The 20,602-nt window shown below is 65.2% G+C and carries 19 protein-coding genes; 9 read left to right on the plus strand and 10 right to left on the minus strand.

The window, feature by feature from the left end:
* Positions 1 to 111 precede the first annotated feature (111 nt).
* The gene (gene pyc, locus GR158_RS16280; protein WP_134648308.1) at positions 112 to 3,570 is read left to right on the plus strand and encodes a pyruvate carboxylase; all 3,459 of its coding nucleotides are present in this window, start codon (positions 112 to 114) and stop codon (positions 3,568 to 3,570) included.
* Between the two features lie 131 nt (positions 3,571 to 3,701).
* On the plus strand, positions 3,702 to 4,253 hold the full coding sequence (locus tag GR158_RS16285; protein ID WP_160871792.1) for a GNAT family N-acetyltransferase: 552 nt from the start codon (positions 3,702 to 3,704) through the stop codon (positions 4,251 to 4,253).
* Positions 4,254 to 4,386: 133 nt separating this feature from the next.
* Here the strand turns inward: GR158_RS16285 and GR158_RS16290 are convergent, their stop codons facing one another.
* From GR158_RS16290 to acnA, 3 genes are all read right to left on the minus strand, one after another.
* A complete protein-coding gene (locus GR158_RS16290) occupies positions 4,387 to 4,761 on the minus strand; it encodes a DUF2794 domain-containing protein (protein ID WP_134648304.1) in 375 nt (124 codons plus the stop codon).
* 326 nt (positions 4,762 to 5,087) lie between these two features.
* A complete protein-coding gene (locus GR158_RS16295) occupies positions 5,088 to 5,846 on the minus strand; it encodes a DUF1223 domain-containing protein (RefSeq protein WP_371731717.1) in 759 nt (252 codons plus the stop codon).
* A 210-nt stretch (positions 5,847 to 6,056) separates the two neighbouring features.
* A complete protein-coding gene (gene acnA, locus GR158_RS16300) occupies positions 6,057 to 8,750 on the minus strand; it encodes an aconitate hydratase AcnA (RefSeq protein WP_160871794.1) in 2,694 nt (897 codons plus the stop codon).
* A gap of 265 nt (positions 8,751 to 9,015) precedes the next feature.
* Here acnA and ccmA point away from each other — a divergent pair, with 265 nt between their 5' ends.
* From ccmA to GR158_RS16325, 5 genes are all read left to right on the plus strand, one after another.
* Positions 9,016 to 9,657 (plus strand): heme ABC exporter ATP-binding protein CcmA, encoded by a 642-nt coding sequence (gene ccmA, locus GR158_RS16305; protein WP_160871795.1) that lies wholly within the window; start codon positions 9,016 to 9,018, stop codon positions 9,655 to 9,657.
* Between the two features lie 181 nt (positions 9,658 to 9,838).
* The gene (ccmB, locus tag GR158_RS16310) at positions 9,839 to 10,498 is read left to right on the plus strand and encodes a heme exporter protein CcmB (protein WP_134648296.1); all 660 of its coding nucleotides are present in this window, start codon (positions 9,839 to 9,841) and stop codon (positions 10,496 to 10,498) included.
* An 85-nt stretch (positions 10,499 to 10,583) separates the two neighbouring features.
* A complete protein-coding gene (locus GR158_RS16315; RefSeq protein WP_160871796.1) occupies positions 10,584 to 11,345 on the plus strand; it encodes a heme ABC transporter permease in 762 nt (253 codons plus the stop codon).
* Entirely contained in the window at positions 11,342 to 11,509 is a 168-nt protein-coding gene (gene ccmD / locus GR158_RS16320; RefSeq protein WP_134648292.1) for a heme exporter protein CcmD, read from the plus strand. Before GR158_RS16315 ends, ccmD begins: the two co-directional genes overlap by 4 nt.
* Positions 11,506 to 12,120 carry a DsbE family thiol:disulfide interchange protein gene (locus GR158_RS16325; protein WP_134648290.1) on the plus strand — a complete coding sequence of 205 codons (615 nt, stop codon included), beginning with the start codon at positions 11,506 to 11,508 and terminating at the stop codon, positions 12,118 to 12,120. Before ccmD ends, GR158_RS16325 begins: the two co-directional genes overlap by 4 nt.
* Positions 12,121 to 12,168: 48 nt before the next feature.
* Here the strand turns inward: GR158_RS16325 and rlmN are convergent, their stop codons facing one another.
* Positions 12,169 to 13,407 (minus strand): 23S rRNA (adenine(2503)-C(2))-methyltransferase RlmN, encoded by a 1,239-nt coding sequence (gene rlmN / locus GR158_RS16330; protein WP_160871797.1) that lies wholly within the window; start codon positions 13,405 to 13,407, stop codon positions 12,169 to 12,171.
* Positions 13,408 to 13,535: 128 nt separating this feature from the next.
* Positions 13,536 to 14,456 (minus strand): LysR family transcriptional regulator, encoded by a 921-nt coding sequence (locus GR158_RS16335; protein WP_160871798.1) that lies wholly within the window; start codon positions 14,454 to 14,456, stop codon positions 13,536 to 13,538.
* 126 nt (positions 14,457 to 14,582) lie between these two features.
* On the opposite strand from GR158_RS16335, the gene GR158_RS16340 reads away from it, so the two are divergent.
* Complete coding sequence (locus GR158_RS16340; protein WP_160871799.1) at positions 14,583 to 15,995, plus strand: MFS transporter; 1,413 nt, start codon at positions 14,583 to 14,585, stop codon at positions 15,993 to 15,995.
* Positions 15,996 to 16,047: 52 nt separating this feature from the next.
* Here the strand turns inward: GR158_RS16340 and GR158_RS16345 are convergent, their stop codons facing one another.
* The 5 genes from GR158_RS16345 to GR158_RS16365 form a co-directional block, all read right to left on the minus strand.
* Positions 16,048 to 16,551: an invasion associated locus B family protein gene (locus GR158_RS16345; protein ID WP_134648282.1), complete on the minus strand. Its 504-nt coding sequence runs from the start codon at positions 16,549 to 16,551 to the stop codon at positions 16,048 to 16,050.
* A gap of 314 nt (positions 16,552 to 16,865) precedes the next feature.
* Positions 16,866 to 17,255, minus strand: coding sequence for a YkvA family protein (locus GR158_RS16350; RefSeq protein ID WP_134648280.1), 390 nt, complete (start codon positions 17,253 to 17,255; stop codon positions 16,866 to 16,868).
* Between the two features lie 71 nt (positions 17,256 to 17,326).
* Positions 17,327 to 17,635, minus strand: a complete 309-nt coding sequence (locus GR158_RS16355; RefSeq protein ID WP_160871800.1) for a 4a-hydroxytetrahydrobiopterin dehydratase — start codon at positions 17,633 to 17,635, stop codon at positions 17,327 to 17,329.
* A gap of 73 nt (positions 17,636 to 17,708) precedes the next feature.
* Positions 17,709 to 18,434, minus strand: coding sequence for a beta-ketoacyl-ACP reductase (locus GR158_RS16360; RefSeq protein ID WP_134648276.1), 726 nt, complete (start codon positions 18,432 to 18,434; stop codon positions 17,709 to 17,711).
* An 86-nt stretch (positions 18,435 to 18,520) separates the two neighbouring features.
* The gene (locus GR158_RS16365) at positions 18,521 to 19,702 is read right to left on the minus strand and encodes an acetyl-CoA C-acetyltransferase (protein WP_160871801.1); all 1,182 of its coding nucleotides are present in this window, start codon (positions 19,700 to 19,702) and stop codon (positions 18,521 to 18,523) included.
* Positions 19,703 to 19,996: 294 nt separating this feature from the next.
* On the opposite strand from GR158_RS16365, the gene phaR reads away from it, so the two are divergent.
* Complete coding sequence (gene phaR, locus GR158_RS16370) at positions 19,997 to 20,575, plus strand: polyhydroxyalkanoate synthesis repressor PhaR (protein WP_134648272.1); 579 nt, start codon at positions 19,997 to 19,999, stop codon at positions 20,573 to 20,575.
* Positions 20,576 to 20,602 lie beyond the last annotated feature (27 nt).

The following is a 20,602-nucleotide window of genomic DNA, read 5'->3' on the forward strand; positions in this document are numbered from 1 at the left end:
GCAAATCTTGCGTCTCATGACGAGTCCGAAATTGCACTTTGCAAATTAGCCGCTAATAATTCTCTTCGCGGGTGCAGCATTTCCCGCTTTCAAGTCATTGAGGAGTCCGACTTGCCCATTTCCAAGATTCTTGTCGCCAACCGTTCCGAAATCGCCATCCGCGTGTTCCGCGCAGCCAATGAGCTCGGCATAAAAACGGTGGCGATCTGGGCGGAAGAGGACAAGCTCGCGCTGCACCGTTTCAAGGCGGACGAGAGCTACCAGATCGGCCGGGGACCGCATCTGGCACGCGATCTCGGCCCGATCGAGAGCTATCTGTCGATCGAGGAGGTGATCCGCGTCGCCAAGCTTTCCGGCGCCGACGCCATTCACCCCGGTTACGGCCTTCTGTCGGAAAGCCCGGAATTCGTCGATGCCTGCGATGCCGCCGGCATCACCTTCATCGGCCCGCGCCCGGCCACCATGCGCCAGCTCGGCAACAAGGTCGCCGCGCGCAATCTCGCCATTTCCGTCGGCGTGCCGGTCGTGCCCGCCACCGATCCGCTGCCGGACGACGATGCGGAGATCCACCGCCTCGCCGAGGAGATCGGCTATCCCGTCATGCTCAAGGCGTCCTGGGGCGGCGGCGGGCGCGGCATGCGCGCCATCCGCGATCCCAAGGACCTGATCCGCGAGGTCCGCGAAGCCAAGCGCGAGGCCAAGGCCGCCTTCGGCAAGGACGAGGTCTATCTGGAAAAGCTCGTCGAACGTGCGCGCCATGTCGAAAGCCAGATCCTCGGCGATACGCATGGCAATGTCGTGCATCTCTTCGAGCGCGACTGCTCCATCCAGCGCCGTAACCAGAAGGTCGTGGAGCGCGCGCCCGCTCCCTATCTTTCGGAGGCGCAGCGCCAGGAGCTGGCCGACTATTCGCTGAAGATCGCCCGGGCGACGAACTATATCGGCGCCGGCACGGTCGAGTATCTGATGGATGCCGACAGCGGCAAATTCTACTTCATCGAGGTCAATCCGCGCATCCAGGTCGAGCACACCGTCACGGAGGTCGTGACCGGCATCGATATCGTCAAGGCGCAGATCCACATCCTCGACGGCGAGGCGATCGGCACGCCGGCATCCGGCGTTCCCGCGCAGGCGGACATCCGCCTCAACGGCCACGCGCTGCAATGCCGCATCACCACCGAGGACCCCGAGCACAACTTCATTCCGGACTATGGCCGCATCACCGGCTACCGCTCGGCGTCGGGCTTCGGCATCCGCCTCGACGGCGGCACGGCCTATCCGGGTGCGGTCATCACCCGCTTCTACGATCCGCTGCTCGTGAAGGTCACGGCCTGGGCGCCGAACCCGGTGGAGGCCATCGACCGCATGGACCGCGCGCTGCGCGAGTTCCGCATCCGCGGGGTTGCGACCAACCTCACCTTCCTCGAGGCGATCATCAGCCACGAGGCCTTCCGCAACAACACCTATACGACCCGCTTCATCGACACGACGCCGGAGCTGTTCCAGCAGGTGAAGCGCCAGGACCGCGCCACCAAGCTGCTCACCTATCTCGCCGATGTCACGGTCAACGGGCATCCCGAGGCGAAGGGCCGGCCGAAGCCGCCGGCGGATGCCGCGAAGCCCGTCGTGCCCTTCATCGAGGGCGACATCGTCGCCGGCACCAAGCAGAAGCTCGACGAACTCGGCCCGAAGAAGTTCGCCGAATGGGTGCGCGGCGAAAAGCGCGTGCTCATGACGGACACGACGATGCGCGACGGCCACCAGTCGCTGCTCGCCACCCGCATGCGCACCCATGATATCGCCCGCGTCGCCGGCACCTATGCGCGCGCGCTGCCGCAGCTCTTCTCGCTGGAATGCTGGGGCGGGGCGACCTTCGACGTCTCCATGCGCTTCCTGACGGAAGACCCGTGGGACCGTCTTGCCCGCATCCGCGAGGATGCGCCGAACCTGCTGTTGCAGATGCTGCTGCGCGGCGCCAACGGCGTGGGCTACAAGAATTACCCGGACAATGTCGTGAAGTACTTCGTGCGCCAGGCGGCGAAGGGCGGCATCGACGTGTTCCGCGTGTTCGACTGCCTGAACTGGGTCGACAACATGCGCGTCTCGATGGATGCGGTCGTCGAAGAGAACCGCATCTGCGAGGCGGCGATCTGCTACACCGGCGATCTGCTCAATTCGGCGCGCCCGAAATACGACCTGAAATACTACACCGCCCTTGCCGCCGAGCTGGAAAAGGCCGGCGCGCACATGATCGCGGTCAAGGACATGGCGGGTCTCCTGAAGCCCGCGGCCGCGCGCGTCCTGTTCAAGGCGCTGCGCGAGGCGACCGACCTGCCCATCCATTTCCACACGCACGATACGTCGGGCATTGCGGCCGCCACGGTGCTGGCGGCCGTCGAATCCGGCGTCGACGTGGTCGATGCGGCGATGGATGCCCTCTCCGGCAACACCTCGCAGCCCTGCCTCGGCTCCATCGTCGAGGCGCTGAAGGGGTCGGAGCGCGATCCGGGCCTCGATCCCGAATGGATCCGCCGCATCTCCTTCTACTGGGAGGCTGTGCGCTTCCAGTACGCCGCCTTCGAAAGCGACCTCAAGGGGCCGGCCTCCGAAGTCTACCTGCATGAAATGCCGGGCGGCCAGTTCACCAACCTCAAGGAACAGGCCCGTTCGCTCGGCCTTGAGACCAAGTGGCACAAGGTCGCCCAGGCCTATGCCGACGCCAACCAGATGTTCGGCGATATCGTCAAGGTCACGCCGTCCTCCAAGGTGGTGGGCGACATGGCGCTGATGATGGTCAGCCAGGATCTCACCGTCGCCGATGTCGAGAACCCGGCCAAGGACATCGCCTTCCCGGAATCGGTCGTCTCGATGCTGCGCGGCGATCTCGGCCAGCCTCCGGGCGGCTGGCCGGAAGGCCTGCAGAAGAAGGCGCTGAAGGGCGAGGCGGCCTATACCGAGGTGCCCGGCTCGCTCCTGCCGCCGGCCGATCTCGATGCCGAGCGTACGGCGATCGAGGAGAAGCTGGAGCGCAAGGTCGACGATTTCGAATTCGCCTCCTACCTGATGTATCCGAAGGTCTTCACCGACTATGCGCTGGCCGCCGACCTGTACGGCCCCGTCAGCGTGCTGCCGACGCCGGCCTACTTCTACGGCCTGTCGGCCGGCGAGGAACTCCAGCCCGAGATCGAGAAGGGCAAGTCGCTCGTCATCCTGCACCAGGCGACGAGCGAGCCGGATGCGCAGGGCATGGTGAAGGTGTTCTTCGAGCTGAACGGCCAGCCGCGCCTCATCAAGGTGCCGGACCGCAACCGCGCCGCCTCGTCCGCCGTACGCCGCAAGGCCGACAACGGCAATGCCGCCCATCTCGGCGCGCCAATGCCGGGCGTCATCTCGACGGTCTCCGTTTCGGCCGGCCAGGCCGTCAAGGCCGGCGACGTGCTGCTCTCCATCGAGGCGATGAAAATGGAAACGGCGCTGCATGCCGAAAAGGACGGCACGATCTCCGAGGTGCTGGTCAAGGCCGGTGACCAGATCGACGCCAAGGACCTCCTCATCGTCTACGGCGCCTGATCGCCCGCGGCGGAGCCATAAAGCAATGAACCGGTTCGGGGGTGAGGGTTAACCTCACCCCCGACTTCGTCTTGATTTCTGCCCGGCGCGGACGCAAAAGGCATCGAACCGTTCAACAGCTGCCGGCGCCCATGAACTTCATCATCCGCACCGCCGTTTCCGGCGACATCGCCGCCTTCACCGAGATCTACCGCGAATCCGTGCTGAACGGCGTGGCGAGCTACGAGATCGATCCGCCGTCGCCCGACGAGATGGCGGCGCGCTTTGCGGCGATCACCGGCAAGGGCTATCCCTATATCGTGGCGGTGGAGCAGACCGGCCTCATTCTGGGCTATGCCTATGCCTCCGCCTTCCGTACGCGCCCGGCCTATCGCTGGCTTGTCGAGGATTCCGTCTATCTGGCGCCGGAAGCACGCGGCAAGGGCGTCGGCCGCGCGCTTCTGGCGGAGCTCATCCGCCGGTGCACGGCGCTCGGCTTCCGCCAGATGGTGGCCGTCATCGGCGGGGCGCATCCCGCCTCCATCGCCGTTCACGCCGCCGCAGGTTTTGCGCACAGCGGCCACATGAAGGCGACGGGCTTCAAGCACGGCCGCTGGCTGGATACGGTGTTCATGCAGCGCGCGCTCGGCGACGGCGCGGAGACGGAACCGTCGGCGACGGATTACCCGGGCACGATGGCATGAAAACGCGGTGGTGAAATCCCGGGGCGCTGCCTAGAGCATTTCCAGCCGAAGCGAAGTCGCTTCGGCGTCGGATAATGCGGTAAAAACAGGAACCTAGAGCTTTTCCAGTGAACCGGAGTTCACCGGAAAAGCTCTAGGTCTCGACGAGACGCAGCACCTTGTCGAAGACCTTGAGCACCTGCTTCAACTCGTGGCCGCGCTTCAGGATCGTGCCGTGCTGGTTGATGACGCTGTAGGCCCCCTGCTTGGCGGCGAGCTTGGGGTCCTTCTCGATGCGGTAGAGCGGCATTTCGCCGGAGCGCTTGAAGATGGAAAACACCGCCCGGTCGCGCATATGGTCGATCGCGTAATCGCGCCAGGCACCCTCGCCGACCATGCGGCCATAGACCCAGAGGATTGCGTCGAGCTCCCTGCGATCGAAGGTGACCGGCAGCGGATCCTTGCTGCTGCGGTATTCCCTGAGGTCGACCACGACGTTGGACGCCTGCAAATCCGGCTGATCTGTCATCGAATCTCCGTACCTGCTGTATGACGGCACGGTGACAGTTTGCCTGAGTGGCCTTGAAATGCAAGCCGAAGCGCCGAGACCTGCGATTTCGCAAAAAAGCGGTCCCGCCGCATTTCAGACAAACAGACGCCCAAATTTGAGACGACAGTCCCGCTGTCCGCTCCCGCCGGCCTGCTGCCTTGTGCACAAAGCAGGTTTCGGGGAGTGCGTCACTCGGAGCTGCCTTGTATTCCGTTGCCGGCAGCTTCGTCCAGGTCCGGTCCGTCTCTCTTCGAACCCTCAAGCCCCAGCCCCTCGAGGAAGCCGGGCCGGACCTCCCTCCAGGCCTATCGCGAAGCCTTTTCGCCCGTCAGCACGGTGGCGCCCAGAATGGCGCCGGGCGTGTCCGCCGTCTTCATGCGCTGGACCAGCACGGCGCAGCCGCCGGCCTTCTTTTTCTTCTTCAGCATGTCGGCCGGAAGCACGAGATTGGTCTCCTTGCCTTCCCACATGCCGATCGTTTCCATCGAGGTCACGGCGTGCCAGTAGTTGACCGTCTTGCCGCGGTTTTCGCCCTTGTCGATGTTGATCGTCCGCTCGCGCTCGAAATAGGCGATGACGATATTGGCCTTGCCTTCGCCGGCGCCGACGCGGATACGCAGCTCGTCGTTCGCCACAGCCACGTCGACCGGAACCTTCAGGCCCTTGCCTTCGGTGGACAGGGCGCTGATGCGGTCGCGGATGCCGGAAATATTGGCCCCGTTGAGGTGCTCGCGGCCGTTCAGCACGGCCTGGGGCGTGTAGACGCCGTTGCGGCCGAACATGCGGGCATAGGCATATTGCCGGTCGGTATTGTCCTTGGAGGCGAGCGTGTCGGCCCAGCCGAGATAGTTCCAGTAATCGACGTGATAGGCAAGCGCCACGACCTCGCCCTCGCGCACCAGGGTTTCCAGCGCCTTGTCGGCGGGCGGACAGGACGAGCAGCCCTGGCTGGTGAAGAGTTCGACCACACCCTTGGGCGCGACGGCCTCCTGCGCATGGGCAGCGCCGGCAGCGAGCGTCAGCAGGATCGCCAGACATTCCGGAAGATGCGGTCTCGGCATGATCATTCCCAATGGAGCACCGGCACGGGCCGGCCTTTTCGAGCCCGTCATACGCCGTTGCGGCTTCAACAGGAAGTCACGATGGAGTGAGATTTTCGGGGGCCAAATCCGGCAAACATGAACCGATTTTGCGTTCGGAACGGCGAAACGCACCCCGAAAACGGAAAATGCCGGGGCAAAAGCCCCGGCATCGTGTCTTTCACGCCGGATCGTTCAGGCGGCGAGGTCGCGAAGAACGGTCTGCAGGATGCCGCCGTTGTTCATGTACATGACCTCGTCGAGCGTATCGATGCGGCAAAGCAGCGGTACGTCCTTCACCGTGCCGTCGGAGTAGGTGATCTTGGCGATCTTCTTCTCGCGCGGCTTGATGTCGCCTTCCAGGCCCTCGATCGTGACGATCTCGTCGCCCTTGAGGTCGAGCGAAGCCCAGGTCGTGCCTTCCTCGAAGACGAAGGGCACGACGCCCATGCCGACGAGGTTCGAGCGGTGGATGCGCTCGAAGGACTGGGCGATCACGGCCTTGACGCCGAGCAGGTTGGTGCCCTTTGCCGCCCAGTCGCGTGACGAGCCGTTGCCGTATTCGACGCCGGCGAAGATGACGAGCGGAACGCCCTCGGCCTTGTATTTCATGGCCGCATCGTAGATCGAAAGCTCTTCCTTCGTCGGGTAATGGATGGTGTAGCCACCTTCCTTGCCGTTCGGGCCGAGCATGTGGTTGCGGATGCGGATATTGGCGAAGGTGCCGCGCATCATGACTTCATGGTTGCCGCGGCGCGTGCCGTACTGGTTGAAGTCGGCGACGGCGACGCCGTTTTCCGTGAGGTAGGCACCGGCAGGCGAGGCCGCCTTGATCGAACCGGCCGGCGAGATGTGGTCGGTCGTGATCTTGTCGCCGAAGAGACCCAGGACGCGGGCGCCCTTGATGTCCTTCAGGCCCGAGCCGGTCTTGCCCATGCCCACGAAGTAGGGCGGGTTCTGCACATAGGTCGACTGGTCGTCCCATGCATAGGTCTGTCCATCCGGCACCTGAACGGCCTGCCAGTTGGCGTCGCCCTTGAAGACGTCGGCGTACTTCGCGGCATAGAGCGCGCGGGTGACGTATTTCAGGATGAATTCCTGGATTTCCTGCGAGGTCGGCCAGATGTCCTTGAGGTAGACGGGGTTGCCGTTCTGGTCTTCACCGAGCGGTTCCGTCGTCAGGTCCTTCTGGACCGTGCCGGCAAGGGCGTAGGCCACGACGAGCGGCGGGGAGGCGAGGTAGTTCGCCTGCACGTCCGGCGAGATGCGGCCTTCGAAGTTGCGGTTGCCGGAGAGAACGCCGGCGGCGATCAGGCCCTTGTCGTTGATCGTCTTGGAGATCGGCGCCGGCAGTGGGCCGGAATTGCCGATGCAGGTCGTGCAGCCGAAGCCGACGAGGTTGAAGCCGAGCTTGTCGAGATCGGCCTGGAGGCCGGACTTGGCGAGGTATTCGCCCACCACCTGCGATCCCGGTGCCAGCGACGTCTTGACCCAGGGCTTGGTCTTCAGGCCCTTGGCGACGGCGTTGCGGGCGAGCAGGCCGGCGGCGATGAGGACCGACGGGTTGGACGTGTTGGTGCACGACGTGATGGCCGCGATGGCGACGTCGCCATGGCCGAGATCGTAGTCGGTGCCTTCGACCGCGTAGCGGGTGGAGAGCTGGCCGGGCTTCTTGTAGTCGTTCTCAAGTGCCGTGGCGAAGCCCGATGCGATGTTCTCGAGCGGGATGCGGCCTTCCGGACGCTTCGGGCCGGCCATGGCCGGAACGACGTCGCCGAGGTCGAGTTCGAGCGTGTCGGTGAAGACGAGGTCGGCGCCGTCGCCGTCACGCCACATGCCCTGGGCCTTCGAATAGGCTTCGACGAGTGCGATGCGCTGCTCTTCGCGGCCGGACATGGTGAGGTAGTTGACGGTTTCGCTGTCGACCGGGAAGAAGCCGCAGGTCGCGCCGTATTCCGGGCCCATATTGCCGATCGTCGCGCGGTCGGCGAGCGTCATGTTGTCGAGGCCGGGGCCGAAGAATTCGACGAACTTGGAGACCACGCCCTTCTTGCGCAGCATCTGCACGACCATCAGCACGAGGTCGGTCGCGGTGACGCCTTCCTTGAGCTTGCCGGTCAGCTTGAAGCCGATGACCTCGGGCAGCAGCATGGAGACCGGCTGGCCGAGCATGGCGGCTTCGGCTTCGATGCCGCCCACGCCCCAGCCCAGGACGCCGAGACCGTTGATCATGGTCGTGTGGCTGTCGGTGCCCACGCAGGTATCCGGGTAGGCGATGGTCTCGCCGTCTTCTTCCTTGGTCCAGACCGTCTGGCCCAGATATTCCAGATTGACCTGGTGACAGATACCCGTGCCCGGAGGAACGACGCGGAAGTTCTTGAAGGCCTGCTGACCCCACTTGAGGAAGCGGTAGCGCTCGCCGTTGCGCTCGTATTCGAGCTCGACGTTGCGGGCAAAGGCGGTCGGCGTGCCGAATTCGTCGACGATGACGGAGTGGTCGATGACGAGGTCGACGGGAACGAGCGGGTTGATCTTTTCCGGATCACCGCCGAGCGAAACCATCGCGTCGCGCATGGCGGCAAGGTCGACGACGGCGGGAACGCCGGTGAAGTCCTGCATCAGAACGCGCGCCGGGCGATAGGCGATCTCGTTTTCGACGGTGCCCTTGTTCTTGAGCCATTCGACGACGGAGAGGATCTGCTCCTTGGTGACCGAGCGGCCGTCCTCGAAGCGCAGCAGGTTTTCCAAGAGCACCTTCATGGAGTAGGGCAGCTTGGAGATGCCGGCGAGGCCGTTCGCTTCAGCCTTGGGCAGGCTGTAATATACGTAGTCTTTGCCGTTGACCGTGAGGACCGAACGACAATTGAAACTGTCTAGGGATTTGGACACTTGATACCCCGTCTCGTCTGGCGCCAGAAATCTGACGTACGAACGCCCGTGCGCGTTGAGCGCGAATGGGATGCGGGTGCGGTCATTTCCGCTGTCCGTACGCGGAAATCATTCCCGTGTTCGGCGCTTGGATGATATTCACGCCGACCGCTGGCGTGTTGCGGGCGTTATAGATAATTTCTAAGGAACGATCCAGAGCGCCGAACGGTAAAACGGCACAATTTTTTGCATTGCGACCCGGGTCGTAAAGGGAAAGTGAAGCACCATGCGGCTCGTCGCCGAAGGATTGAGCGCCAGGCGCGGCGAAGACCTGATTTTCCGGGATATTTCCTTCGAGATCGCCGGCGGCGAAGCGCTTGTCGTCACGGGTGCGAACGGCTCGGGCAAGTCGACGCTCCTGCGCGTGCTGGCCGGATTGCTGGCCGCCGAGGCCGGCACGGCGCGGCTTCTTGCTGCAGCGCAACCGGTGGAGCGTCTTGCCGAGGCCGCCCATTATCTCGGCCACCGCAACGCCATGAAGCGCGAACTGACCGTCGACGAGAACCTCACCTTCTGGAAAGCCTTCCTCGGGGATTTCGCCGGCGGCGCGGGCCTGTCCGTCGATGAGGCGGCCGACAGGGTGGGACTTGGCGGCATCGTGCATCTGCCCTTCGGCACGCTCTCCGCCGGCCAGCAGCGCCGCATGGCGATGGCCAAGCTGCTCGTCGCCTGGCGCCCGGTCTGGATCCTCGACGAGCCGACGGCTGCGCTGGACGTGGCGGCCGAAAGCATGTTCGCCGGGCTGGTGACGGCCCATCTGTCGCGCGGCGGCATCGCGATCGCCGCAACGCACCAGCCGCTCGGGCTCGACGGGGTGAGGGAACTGCGGATGACGGGGTTTACGGGCGTGGCGGAGACGGTGTGGTGATGACGCCTGCATATGCCACTATCCCCCCTCATCCGCCTGCCGGCCCCTTCTCCCCGGTGGGGAGAAGGGGAAAATCGCAAACGTTTCCTGTTTCCTTCTCCCCACCGGGGAGAAGGTGGCCCGAAGGGTCGGATGAGGGAGGCGAACAGGCGCCACCGCTGCTGTTCACCAAGGTTCCCGCATGATCGCCCTCCTCGCCCGCGACCTCAAACTCTCCATGCGTGCCGGCGGCGGGGCGCTGATCGGCGTGCTGTTCTTCATGACGGTCGTTGCCGTCATTCCCTTCGGCGTGGGGCCGGACCTCAACCTTCTCGCGCGCATCGGACCCGCCATTCTCTGGATCGGCGCGCTGCTCGCCTCGCTGCTCGGGCTCGACCGGCTGTTCCAGGCGGAGCGCGAGGACGGTTCGCTCGATCTTCTGTTGATGCAGGAGACGCCGCTGGTGCTCACCGTCTTCATCAAGTGCCTGGCGCACTGGCTGGCGACCGGCCTGCCGCTCGTCATCGCCTCGCCGCTGCTCGGCCTCTTCATGAACATGGACGAGGTGGCGATCGGTGCGACGACGCTGACGCTTCTGGTCGGCACGCCGGCGATCACCTTCATCGGTGCGGCCGGGGCCGGCATCGCCGTTGCCTTGCCGCGCGGCGGGCTGCTCGTCTCGATCCTGGTGCTGCCGCTCGCCATTCCCGTGCTGATCTTCGGCGTCTCCGCCGTCTATGCGGCGATCCAGGATCCCGCCCCCTTCCTGCCGCCCTTCCTCATCCTCGTGGCGCTCAACCTGTTCTTCGCGGTGATCGGCCCCGTGGCGGCGGCCGCCGCGCTTCGCCTGTCCAGCGATTGACGGGCCGATTGACAGGCCGAATTGACAGGAATGTGATTGCGGCAGATCAATTGAAGAGACGGGGCTGACGCGTTAAAGAACCATCATGAGCGAACCGAGCCTTGCCATCCGAAAATTCAGCGACCTTGCCAACCCGACGCGGTTCCTGGCGCTGGTCGCCATCGTCTGGCCGTGGCTTGCCGCGCTGACGGTCTGTCTGTTCGCCGTCGGGCTCTACCTCTCCTTCGCATCGGTGGATGATTATCAGCAGGGCCAGACCGTGCGCATCATGTATGTGCATGTGCCGGCCGCCTGGCTGTCGATGATGTGCTACACGGTCATGGCGCTGTCGGCGCTCGGCACGCTGGTCTGGCGCCACCCGCTGGCCGATGTCTTGGCCAAGGCCGCAGCCCCGCTCGGCGCCGGCTTCACCCTCGTCGCGCTGATTACCGGCTCGCTGTGGGGCAAGCCGATGTGGGGCACATGGTGGGTGTGGGATGCGCGGCTCACCTCGGTCTTCGTGCTGTTCCTGATGTATCTCGGCCTCATCGCGCTCAACCGCGCCATGGACGACCCGACGCGCGCCGCCAAGGCCAGCGCCATCCTCATTCTGGTCGGCTTCGTCAACATCCCGATCATCAAGTTCTCGGTCGAATGGTGGAACACGCTGCACCAGCCGGCCAGCGTGATGCGCATGGATGGCCCGACCATCGACCCGGCCTTCCTGTGGCCGCTGCTGATCATGGCCGTCGCCTTCACCATGCTGTTCTTCACGCTGCATATCCTTGCCATGCGCAACGAGATCCTGCGCCGCCGCATCGCCGTGCTGCGCCGCCATGCCGCCCGTTCCGCCGGAGAGGCCGCATGAGCCACGCCTTCTACGTCACGGCGTCCTATATCGCCGCCTTCGCCGTTGTCTTCGGCCTCGTGCTGTGGGTCTGGCTCGACCATCGCGCGCGCCACCGCGAGCTTGCGCGTCTTGAAGCCGCCGGCATCCGCCGCCGCTCCGCGCGCCAGGAGAATGCGGGATGAGCGAGACCGAAGGCAATGCGGGAGCCGGCGGCAAGCGCATGCGCGTCATCCTGGCCGCCCTGCCGCTCGCCATCTTCGTCGGCCTCGCGCTGATCTTCTGGACGCAGCTCACCTCCGGCCGCAGCACATCCGAAATCCCGTCGGCGCTCATCGGCACCAAGGCGCCCTACCGTGATCTGGAGCCGCTGGCCGGCGCCATCAGGAACGGCGCGCCGGTGCCGGCGCTCACCACCGAAACCGGCAAGGGCAAGCTGACGCTGGTGAATTTCTGGGCCTCCTGGTGCGTGCCCTGCCGGCAGGAACACCCGATCATTCTCGCCCTCTCGCAGGACCCTCGGCTCAACGTCGTCGGCGTCAATTACAAGGATCGCGCGGAGGGTGCGCTCGGCTTCCTCGGCGAGCTCGGCAATCCCTTCTCGGCCATCGGCCTCGATCCCGTCGGCAAGATGGCGATCGACTGGGGCGTCTACGGCATCCCGGAAAGCTATCTCGTCGGCCCTGACGGCACGATCCTCTACAAGCGGGTCGGCCCGTTCGACGACAGGAGCCTGAAGGAAGGGCTGTTCCCGGCCATCGAGAAGGCACTGGGCACGCCCGCGCAGGCCGGCTGACGGCCGGTCCTCACCTCACGATGTCCTGCAATGGCCGACGCGAAGGCCTCAGTCGTCCTCGCCGTGGCCGACGATCATCATGGCCTCGAAGGCCATGCGCTCGACCTTGCGCATGCGCTCGGATTCCGATTTCAGCTGGCCGCAGGCGGCGAGGATGTCGCGGCCGCGCGGCGTGCGGATCGGCGAGGCATAGCCGGCCTGGTTGATGAAATCGGCAAAGCGCTCGATCTGCTCCCAGTCCGAACACTGGTAATTCGTGCCCGGCCAGGGATTGAACGGAATGAGGTTGATCTTGGCCGGAATGCCCTTCAAGAGCTGGATGAGCAGCTTGGCGTCTTCCAGGCTGTCGTTCACGTCCTTCAGCATCACATATTCGAAGGTGATGCGGCGGGCGTTCGACAGGCTCGGATAGGCGCGGCAGGCGTCGAGCAGTTCCTTCAGCGGATATTTCTTGTTGATCGGCACCAGCATGTCGCGCAGCTCGTCGCGCACGGCATGCAGCGAGATTGCCAGCATGACGCCGATTTCCGAGCCGGTGCGGTAGATTTCCGGCACGATGCCCGATGTCGACAGCGTGACGCGGCGCTTGGAGAGCGACAGGCCGTCGCCATCGGTTGCAATCAAAAGGGCGGTCTTGACGTTCTCGAAATTGTAGAGCGGCTCGCCCATGCCCATCATGACGATGTTGGAGACCTTGCGGCCTTCGGCGGGCACGATCGCGCCGGCCGGCGTGTCGCGGTCCGGGAAGTCGCCCAGCCGGTCGCGCGCCAGCAGGAGCTGGGAGAGGATTTCCTCCGCCGTCAGGTTGCGCACCAGCTTCTGCGTGCCGGTGTGACAGAAGGAGCAGGTGAGCGTGCAGCCGACCTGGCTGGAAATGCACAGCGTGCCGCGGCCTTCCTCGGGAATGTAGACGGTCTCGATCTCCACCGGGCGGCCGGCGCCGCGCGCGGGAAAGCGCAGCAGCCACTTGCGCGTGCCGTCGCTGGAGATCTGCTCGTCGACGATTTCCGGGCGTGCGATGGTGAAATGCGTCTTCAGCATTTCGCGCATGTCCTTGGAGACATTGGTCATGTCGTCGAAATCGGAGACGCCGCGCACATAGAGCCAGTGCCAGAGCTGGCTGACGCGCATCTTCACCTGGCGCTCGTTGACACCCTTTTCGACCAGCGCGCGGCCCATGTCCTCGCGGGAAAGACCGATCAGCGTCGGCTTTTCGGCGGCCGGGACGTTGCGGACGACGGGTGCCTTCACCGGCTCGGCCGTATTGAGAAAATCCATGCTTGCCATCGGGTCATTCCCCAGGAACAGGCTGCCCCGGCGCAGGCTTTTGCGCCACAAGCGGTCCATGCTCGACAGAAGTTACGACGGGCCAAACAGCGCGTGGTGATGCGGTTTGCGGCCCAGTTGCGCGCCCTTTAGCACTGTTCCGGCGGAAAGTCACCAGTCTTGCCCGTGCACACCTCGCGGAAGCAGGCGCGCAGCCAGCGGTGCGCCGGGTCGGCATCCATGCGCGGATGCCACAGCATGGAAACCGTGAAGTCCGGCAGGTCCACCGGCAGCGCGAAACTCGCGACGCCCTCGCGGAAGGCAGCCGTCGCACGGTCGGAGACCTGCGCGATGAGGTCGGAGCTGCGGGCAAGCGCCACGGCCTCGGAAAAGCTCGCGACGGTCACGGCGATGCGGCGCTTCAAGCCCATCCGTTCCAGCGCCTCGTCGACGGGCCCGCGCTCGCGGCGTCCGCGCGAGACGAGGATATGGCCGCCCCCGGCATAGCGCGCCGCGTCCAGCGGGCCGTCGAGCAGCGGATGGCCCGCGCGCACGATGCCGATGAAGCGGTCGCGAAACAGCGCCTGCGCGCGCACCTCCGGCCCCGTCGTGTCGCCGATCACGCCGGTTTCGAGATCCACCGTGCCGTCGCGCAGTGGCGTGCTTTCCTTGTCGGGTTTCGCCACGAAGCGCAGCACGACGCGCGGCGCCTCGCTGGCGATGCGGGCGACGAGTGCGGGGCCGAACGTCTCCACGAAGCCCTCGCGGTTGCGCAGCGTGAAGGTGCGCTCCAGCGTTTTGAGATCGAGGCTGCGCGCCGGGCGCAGCAGCGCTTCGGCGTCCTCCACCACTTGGCCCACCAGCCCGCGCAGTTCCAGCGCACGCGGTGTCGGCACCAGTCCGCGCCCGGCGCGCACCAGCAGCGGGTCGCCGGTGACGTCGCGCAGCCGCGCCAGCGCCCGGCTCATGGCGGAGGGGCTGAGCCTCAGCCGTTGGGCGGCCCGCGCGACATTGCCTTCGGCAAGCAGCACGTCGAGCGTCACGAGGAGGTTGAGGTCGGGTCTGGCCATGCGGGCCATCCTAGCACGGCTGCGAGACGATGACATGGCGTCAGGCGCATGAATGAAGTGCAAAGGATGCGCCTTCCGCCATATTTCGCACAGTCTTATCTCTCTGCGCAAACAGAGGATCAGACCATGGACCATATGCACGTCATCGCAACGGATCGATCGGGCCGGATGGGCGCGCTGGCGGGCCTGTCGCTCGCCATTCTGCTCTCGTCGCTCGGCACCAGTATCGCCAATGTCGCCCTGCCGACGCTTGGCCACGTCTTTTCCGCCAGCTTCCAGCAGGTCCAGTGGGTCGTGCTGGCTTATCTGCTCGCCAGCACCGTGCTGATCGCGGGGATCGGGCGTCTCGGCGACCTCTTCGGCCGGCGTCTCCTGCTGCTCGGCGGGCTTGCGCTCTTTTCCGTCGCCTCGCTGCTGGCGGCCGCCGCACCGTCGCTCGCGGTGCTGATCGTCGCCCGCGCGTTCCAGGGGGCCGGGGCTGCCGCGATGATGGCGCTCGCCATGGCCTTTGTCAGCGAAACGGTGCCGCAGGAGCGTATCGGCAGCGTCATGGGGCTGTTCGGCACGACATCCGCCGTCGGCACGGCGCTCGGTCCGTCGCTCGGCGGCCTGCTGATCGCGACCTTCGGCTGGCCGTCGATCTTCCTCGTCGCGGTCCCCTTCGGCATCCTGGCCTTCGCGCTTGTGTGGCGCTTCGTGCCCGCCGGGCAGGTGGCGAAAGGTGCGGGCCGCTTCGATCTGGCCGGCGCCGCGCTGCTCGCCGCAGCACTCGGCGCCTATGCGCTGGCCATGACGGTGGGTGCGGGCGGTATCGACGCCTGGAATGTGGGCCTGCTCGCCACGGCAGCGGTGGCGGCGGCGCTCTTCGTCATCCGGCAGCGCGGGGCGGCTTTCCCGCTCATCCGCCCCGCGGCGTTTCGCCGCCCGGGCTTTGCGGCCAGCCTCGTTGCCAGCATGCAGGTGGCGACGGTCATCATGGTCACGCTGGTCGTCGGGCCCTTCTACCTGTCGCGCACGCTCGGCCTCGGCCCCGCCCATGTCGGCTTCGTCCTGGCGACCGGCCCTGTGGTCTCCGTGCTGACCGGGGTCGTGGCGGGGCGCATGGTCGATCGCTTCGGTGCCGTCAGGATGACGCTTGCCGGGCTTGCCGCCATGGCGGCCGGTGCGGGCGCACTGCCCGTGCTTTCCGAACTCTTGGGCCTTGCCGGCTATATCGCGGCCATCGTCGTGCTGACGCCCAGCTACCAGCTTTTCCAGGCGGCGAACAATGCGGCCGTCATGTCCGGCGTGCCCGAGGGCGAACGCGGCGTCACGTCAGCGCTCCTGAACCTGTCGCGCAATCTCGGCCTGATCACCGGGGCATCGCTGATGGGCGCGATCTTCACGCTGGCGGTCGGAACCAAGGATGTGGCCAATGCCGGCGGTGCCGCCGTCGCGACCGGCCTTCATGCCACCTTCGGCGTGGCGGCGGCGCTTCTCTTGGCTGCGCTCGCGCTGATGGCTTTCCGTTTCGCGTCCAACCGGTCCGGCACCGCCTGAAACGACAAAGGCCGGCGTGACGCCGGCCTTTGCGTGGATTGGACGAGCGCGCTCAGCGGCAGGTTTCGATCTGCTTCAGCGCCGCCGAAATGCCCGAGAGCGAATAGGAATAGTTGGTGCCGGTGCCGCGGCGCGAGGTCGCCTGCACCTTCATGTCGCGGCCGCTGCGCATGGCGTTGACGAGGGCCGGTTCTTCGGCGGCGTTCTCCACCCAGGCAGAGTTGCCCTTGACGAACATCACGAAGTTGCGGCCGTCGATGTTGACGTTGACCTTGGAGCCTTCCTTCAGCGGATAGCCCATCATGGCCTGCGGCTCGTAGGAGATGTTCTGGCCCGGGCGCTGCGAGACGAGGAAGAAGATGTCGCCGTGGTCGACGCCGGCCGGGTTCTTCTCCTTGGGAACGGAAAGGACGTAGCACACCTTGCCGCCATTGGCCTGGTAGGAATAGGCACCCCAGGCATTGAACTGCTGAATGCGCGTCGGCGACTGCGCCGAGGCAACGCCTGCGGTCGCGAGAACGAGGGCGAGTGCGGTTGCGAGCTTTCTTACAAACATGTTTTCCTGCCGGTTGTCTTGCCAGTGGTTGCGGCCGAAGGCGATGCCTGTCCTGCCGGTGTCGGCCATGCATGGTGACGATTTGATTTATTTTGACTTAATTCAGGTTACCAAACCGTCAACATGCACGCATTTTACGAAGGCCATCCGCGCCGCACCGGGACGTGATTGCGTCGAACCGCGCCGCTGCCTTCTGGAAGAAAGGCGGGCGTCCCCAGTCCCAATTTGGTGAGATAGAACCCGTCGAACCCTTAAAGGCACAAGGAATAGGGCAAGAATTTGTCCCCGATCGCGGCAGCCCTGCGGCAGGCGGCCTATCGCGTCGGTTGCAGGTCCGGTTCGTCCGCAAGCGCCTTGTCGGCGGCGACATAGTGATCGTCGCGCACATGGCCGCGGACGGCGGCAAACGCGGCCGTCAGGACGGCGATGTCATCGGTGAAACCCACCACCGCCAGGAAGTCGGGAACGACGTCGATGGGCATCACAAAATAGGCGAGAGCGCCGAGCAGCGTGCCGCGGACGCGCAGCGGCGTGCGGGGATCGAGCGCGCAATAATAGGAGGCGATGAGGTCGCGCGAAAACGGGATCTGCCGCACGGCGCGCTTGAGAACCGGCCAGAACCGCTTCTTCACGCGGTCGCGCTGACGCTCCTGTTCGGCTTCGTCTCCCGGCAGAAGAATCTCGCCGATCTTCACATCATCCATGCACGGCCTCCTTCAGGTGGCGATGCCGGTTTCGCCCGGCGTTCCTCATATGGGAATGCAGTCACGTCGCTTCAACTCTTCGTGCGCAGGGCCGCCGCGCCGTCCATCGCCGCCGCCAGCTTGAAGTCGAGCGCGGTCAGGCCGCCCGCATCGTGGTTGGTCAGCCGCACGTCGACGCGGTTGTAGACGTTGAACCATTCGGGGTGATGGTTGAACTTCTCCGCGGCGAGCGCGCCCTCGGTCATGAAGCCGAAGGCCTCGCGGAAGGATTTGAACCGGAAGGTCTTTTCGATGGCGATGCCGTCTTTGGAGCGGGACCAGCCGTCCACGGTGGCGAGCGCCTCGGTGATGGCGGCTTCGTCGAGCTTTTCCTGTTTCATCGGCCCTTCCTCTCTGTCGCGCCATGGAGAACGGCGCCGCAAGGCGCCGTGTTCCGTGGCATGGGCGTCGGCGTCAGACGAAGAACTGCCCGCCATTGGCCGAGATGGTCGAGCCGGTGATGAAGCCGGCATCGTCGGAAGCGAGGAAGACGACGACGCGGGCGATCTCCTCGGGTTCGCCAAGGCGCCCGACGGGGATCAGCGGAATGATCCGCTCGTTCAGCACCTTCTCGGGAATGGCGCGCACCATCTCGGTGCCGATATAGCCGGGGCAGATGGCGTTGACGGTGATGCCCTTGGCGGCTCCCTCCTGCGCCAGCGCCTTGGTGAAGCCGAGATCGCCGGCCTTGGCGGCCGAATAGTTCGCCTGGCCCATCTGGCCCTTCTGGCCGTTGATCGAGGAAATGTTGATGACGCGGCCGAAATTGCGGTCGCGCATGCCCGACCAGATCGGATGCGTCATGTTGAAGAGGCCGGTGAGGTTGGTGCCGATCACCGCACCCCATTGCTCCGGGGTCATCTTGTGAAACATCGCGTCGCGCGTGATGCCGGCATTGTTGACGAGAACGTCGACCGGGCCGAGATCCGCCTCCACCCTGCCGATGCCCTCCACACAGGCCTCGTAGCTAGAGACGTCCCACTTGTAGACCGCAATCCCGGTCTCGGCCTTGAAAGCTTCGGCAGCCTCGTCATTGCCGGCATAGTTGGCAGCCACCCTGTATCCGGCTGCCTTCAGCGCCACCGAAATGGCTGCGCCGATGCCCCGCGATCCGCCCGTTACCAGTGCTACCCTGCTCATTTGGCTCACTCCCCTTGTGTTTTTTTCAGTGAGACCCGACGCCCCGCTGGCGGCGGGTCATGGCAAAGCAGCGTGCAAGTCGGCGCTTACAGGCGCTCGACGCACATCGCCACGCCCATGCCGCCGCCGATGCAGAGCGTGGCAAGGCCCTTGGACGCGCCGCGGCGCTTCATTTCGAAGAGCAGCGTGTTGAGGATGCGGGCGCCCGATGCGCCGATCGGGTGGCCGATGGCGATGGCGCCGCCGTTGACGTTGACGATCGAAGGATCCCAGCCGAGGTCCTTGTTGACCGCGCAGGCCTGCGCTGCGAAGGCTTCGTTGGCCTCCACGAGGTCGATGTCGCCGATCGACCAGCCCGCGCGCTCCAGGGCCTTGCGCGAGGCCGGGATGGGGCCGGTGCCCATGATCTTCGGGTCGACGCCGGCCGTCGCCCAGGACACGATGCGGGCAAGCGGCTCGATGCCGCGGCGCGCGGCTTCCGCCTCGCTCATCAGGAGTGTGGCGGCCGCGCCGTCATTGAGGCCGGAGGCGTTGCCGGCGGTCACCGTGCCTTCCTTGTCGAAGGCCGGACGCAGCTTCGCCATGGAATCGAGCGTGGCGCCATGGCGGATATATTCGTCGGCATCGACGGTCACGTCGCCCTTGCGGCCCTTGACGATGAAAGGAACGATCTCGTCCTTGAAGCGGCCTGCCGTCTGGGCGGCCTCGGCCTTGTTCTGCGAGGCGACCGCGAAGGCATCCTGCTCGTCGCGCGACAGCTGCCACTGCCGGGCGATATTCTCCGCGGTGATGCCCATGTGGTAGCCGTAGAAGGCGTCGGTCAGGCCGTCCTTGATCATCGTGTCGATCATCTTGAAGTCGCCCATCTTCACGCCGCCGCGCAGATGCGCGCAATGCGGCGCCATGGACATGGATTCCATGCCGCCGGCCACGATGATGTCGGCGTCGCCGGTTGCGATCTGCTGCATGCCGAGCGCGACGGCGCGCAGGCCCGAACCGCAGAGCTGGTTCAGGCCCCAGGCGGTCGCCTCCTGCGGAATGCCGGCCTTCATGGCGGCCTGGCGGGCCGGGTTCTGGCCTTCGCCGGCCGGCAGGACCTGGCCGAGAATCACTTCGTTCACCTCGCCGGCCTCCACGCCCGCGCGCTCCAGCACCGCCGAGATCGCCGCGGCCCCGAGTTCGTGGGCGGGCGTGTTGGCGAAGGCGCCGTTGAAGGCGCCGACGGCTGTACGGGCGGCACTGGCGATGACGATGGACGAGGTGCTCATGGTATGTTCTTCCTCAGTTCTGCGGCCGGGCTTGCGGCCTTGGAACCAGGCTCCAGCGTGCAGACGACGCAGGCCCGGCGGTTCTCCCGACGTCAAAACTGGCAAAGCGGAGGGGGAGAGTCAAACCCGATATCCGGCCTCGCTAAAATTTCATCGGCGCGCCATGCAGCATGAAAATTCATGTTGCGCAGCATTCCTCGCCGCATCGCACAATTCGATTGTCAGGCGGGGTGTTTTTGCCGATACTCGAAACGACCAAAAAGAAAATGGGAAGACGGGTATGAGGAGACCCTAATGGCCAGAAACGACGGTCAGATCGTCATCAAGAAATATGCAAACCGCCGGCTCTACAACACGGGCACGAGCACCTATGTGACGCTCGACGATCTCGCGGTCATGGTGAAGAAGGGCGAGGACTTCACCGTGCAGGACGCCAAATCGGGTGACGACATCACCCATTCGGTGCTGACGCAGATCATTTTCGAGCAGGAATCGAAGACGGGCAATACGCTCCTGCCGATCTCCTTCCTTCGTCAGCTGATCTCCTACTACGGCGACCAGATGCAGATGGTCGTGCCGAGCTATCTCGAACATTCCATGCAGGCCTTCACGGACCAGCAGGTGCAGATGCGCGAGCAGATCAACAAGACCTTCGGCGACACCCCGCTCGGCAAGAATCTTCAGGTGCCCATGGCGCTCGTCGAGGAGACGGTGCGGCGCAACACCGAGATGTTCCAGCAGGCGATGAAGATGTTCTCGCCCTTTGCCAATGCCGCTCCGCCCAAGGAAACGCGCAAGGCCGAGGCCAAGGACATCGACGAGCTGAAGGAGCAGCTGCGCGCGCTCCAGACGAAGCTCGACAATCTCGGCTGACGCCGGGAGAATGGCGCGGGTCTGACC

Origin of the sequence: Shinella sp. AETb1-6 (assembly GCF_009826875.1) — a bacterium.
Taxonomy (GTDB): domain Bacteria; phylum Pseudomonadota; class Alphaproteobacteria; order Rhizobiales; family Rhizobiaceae; genus Shinella; species Shinella sumterensis.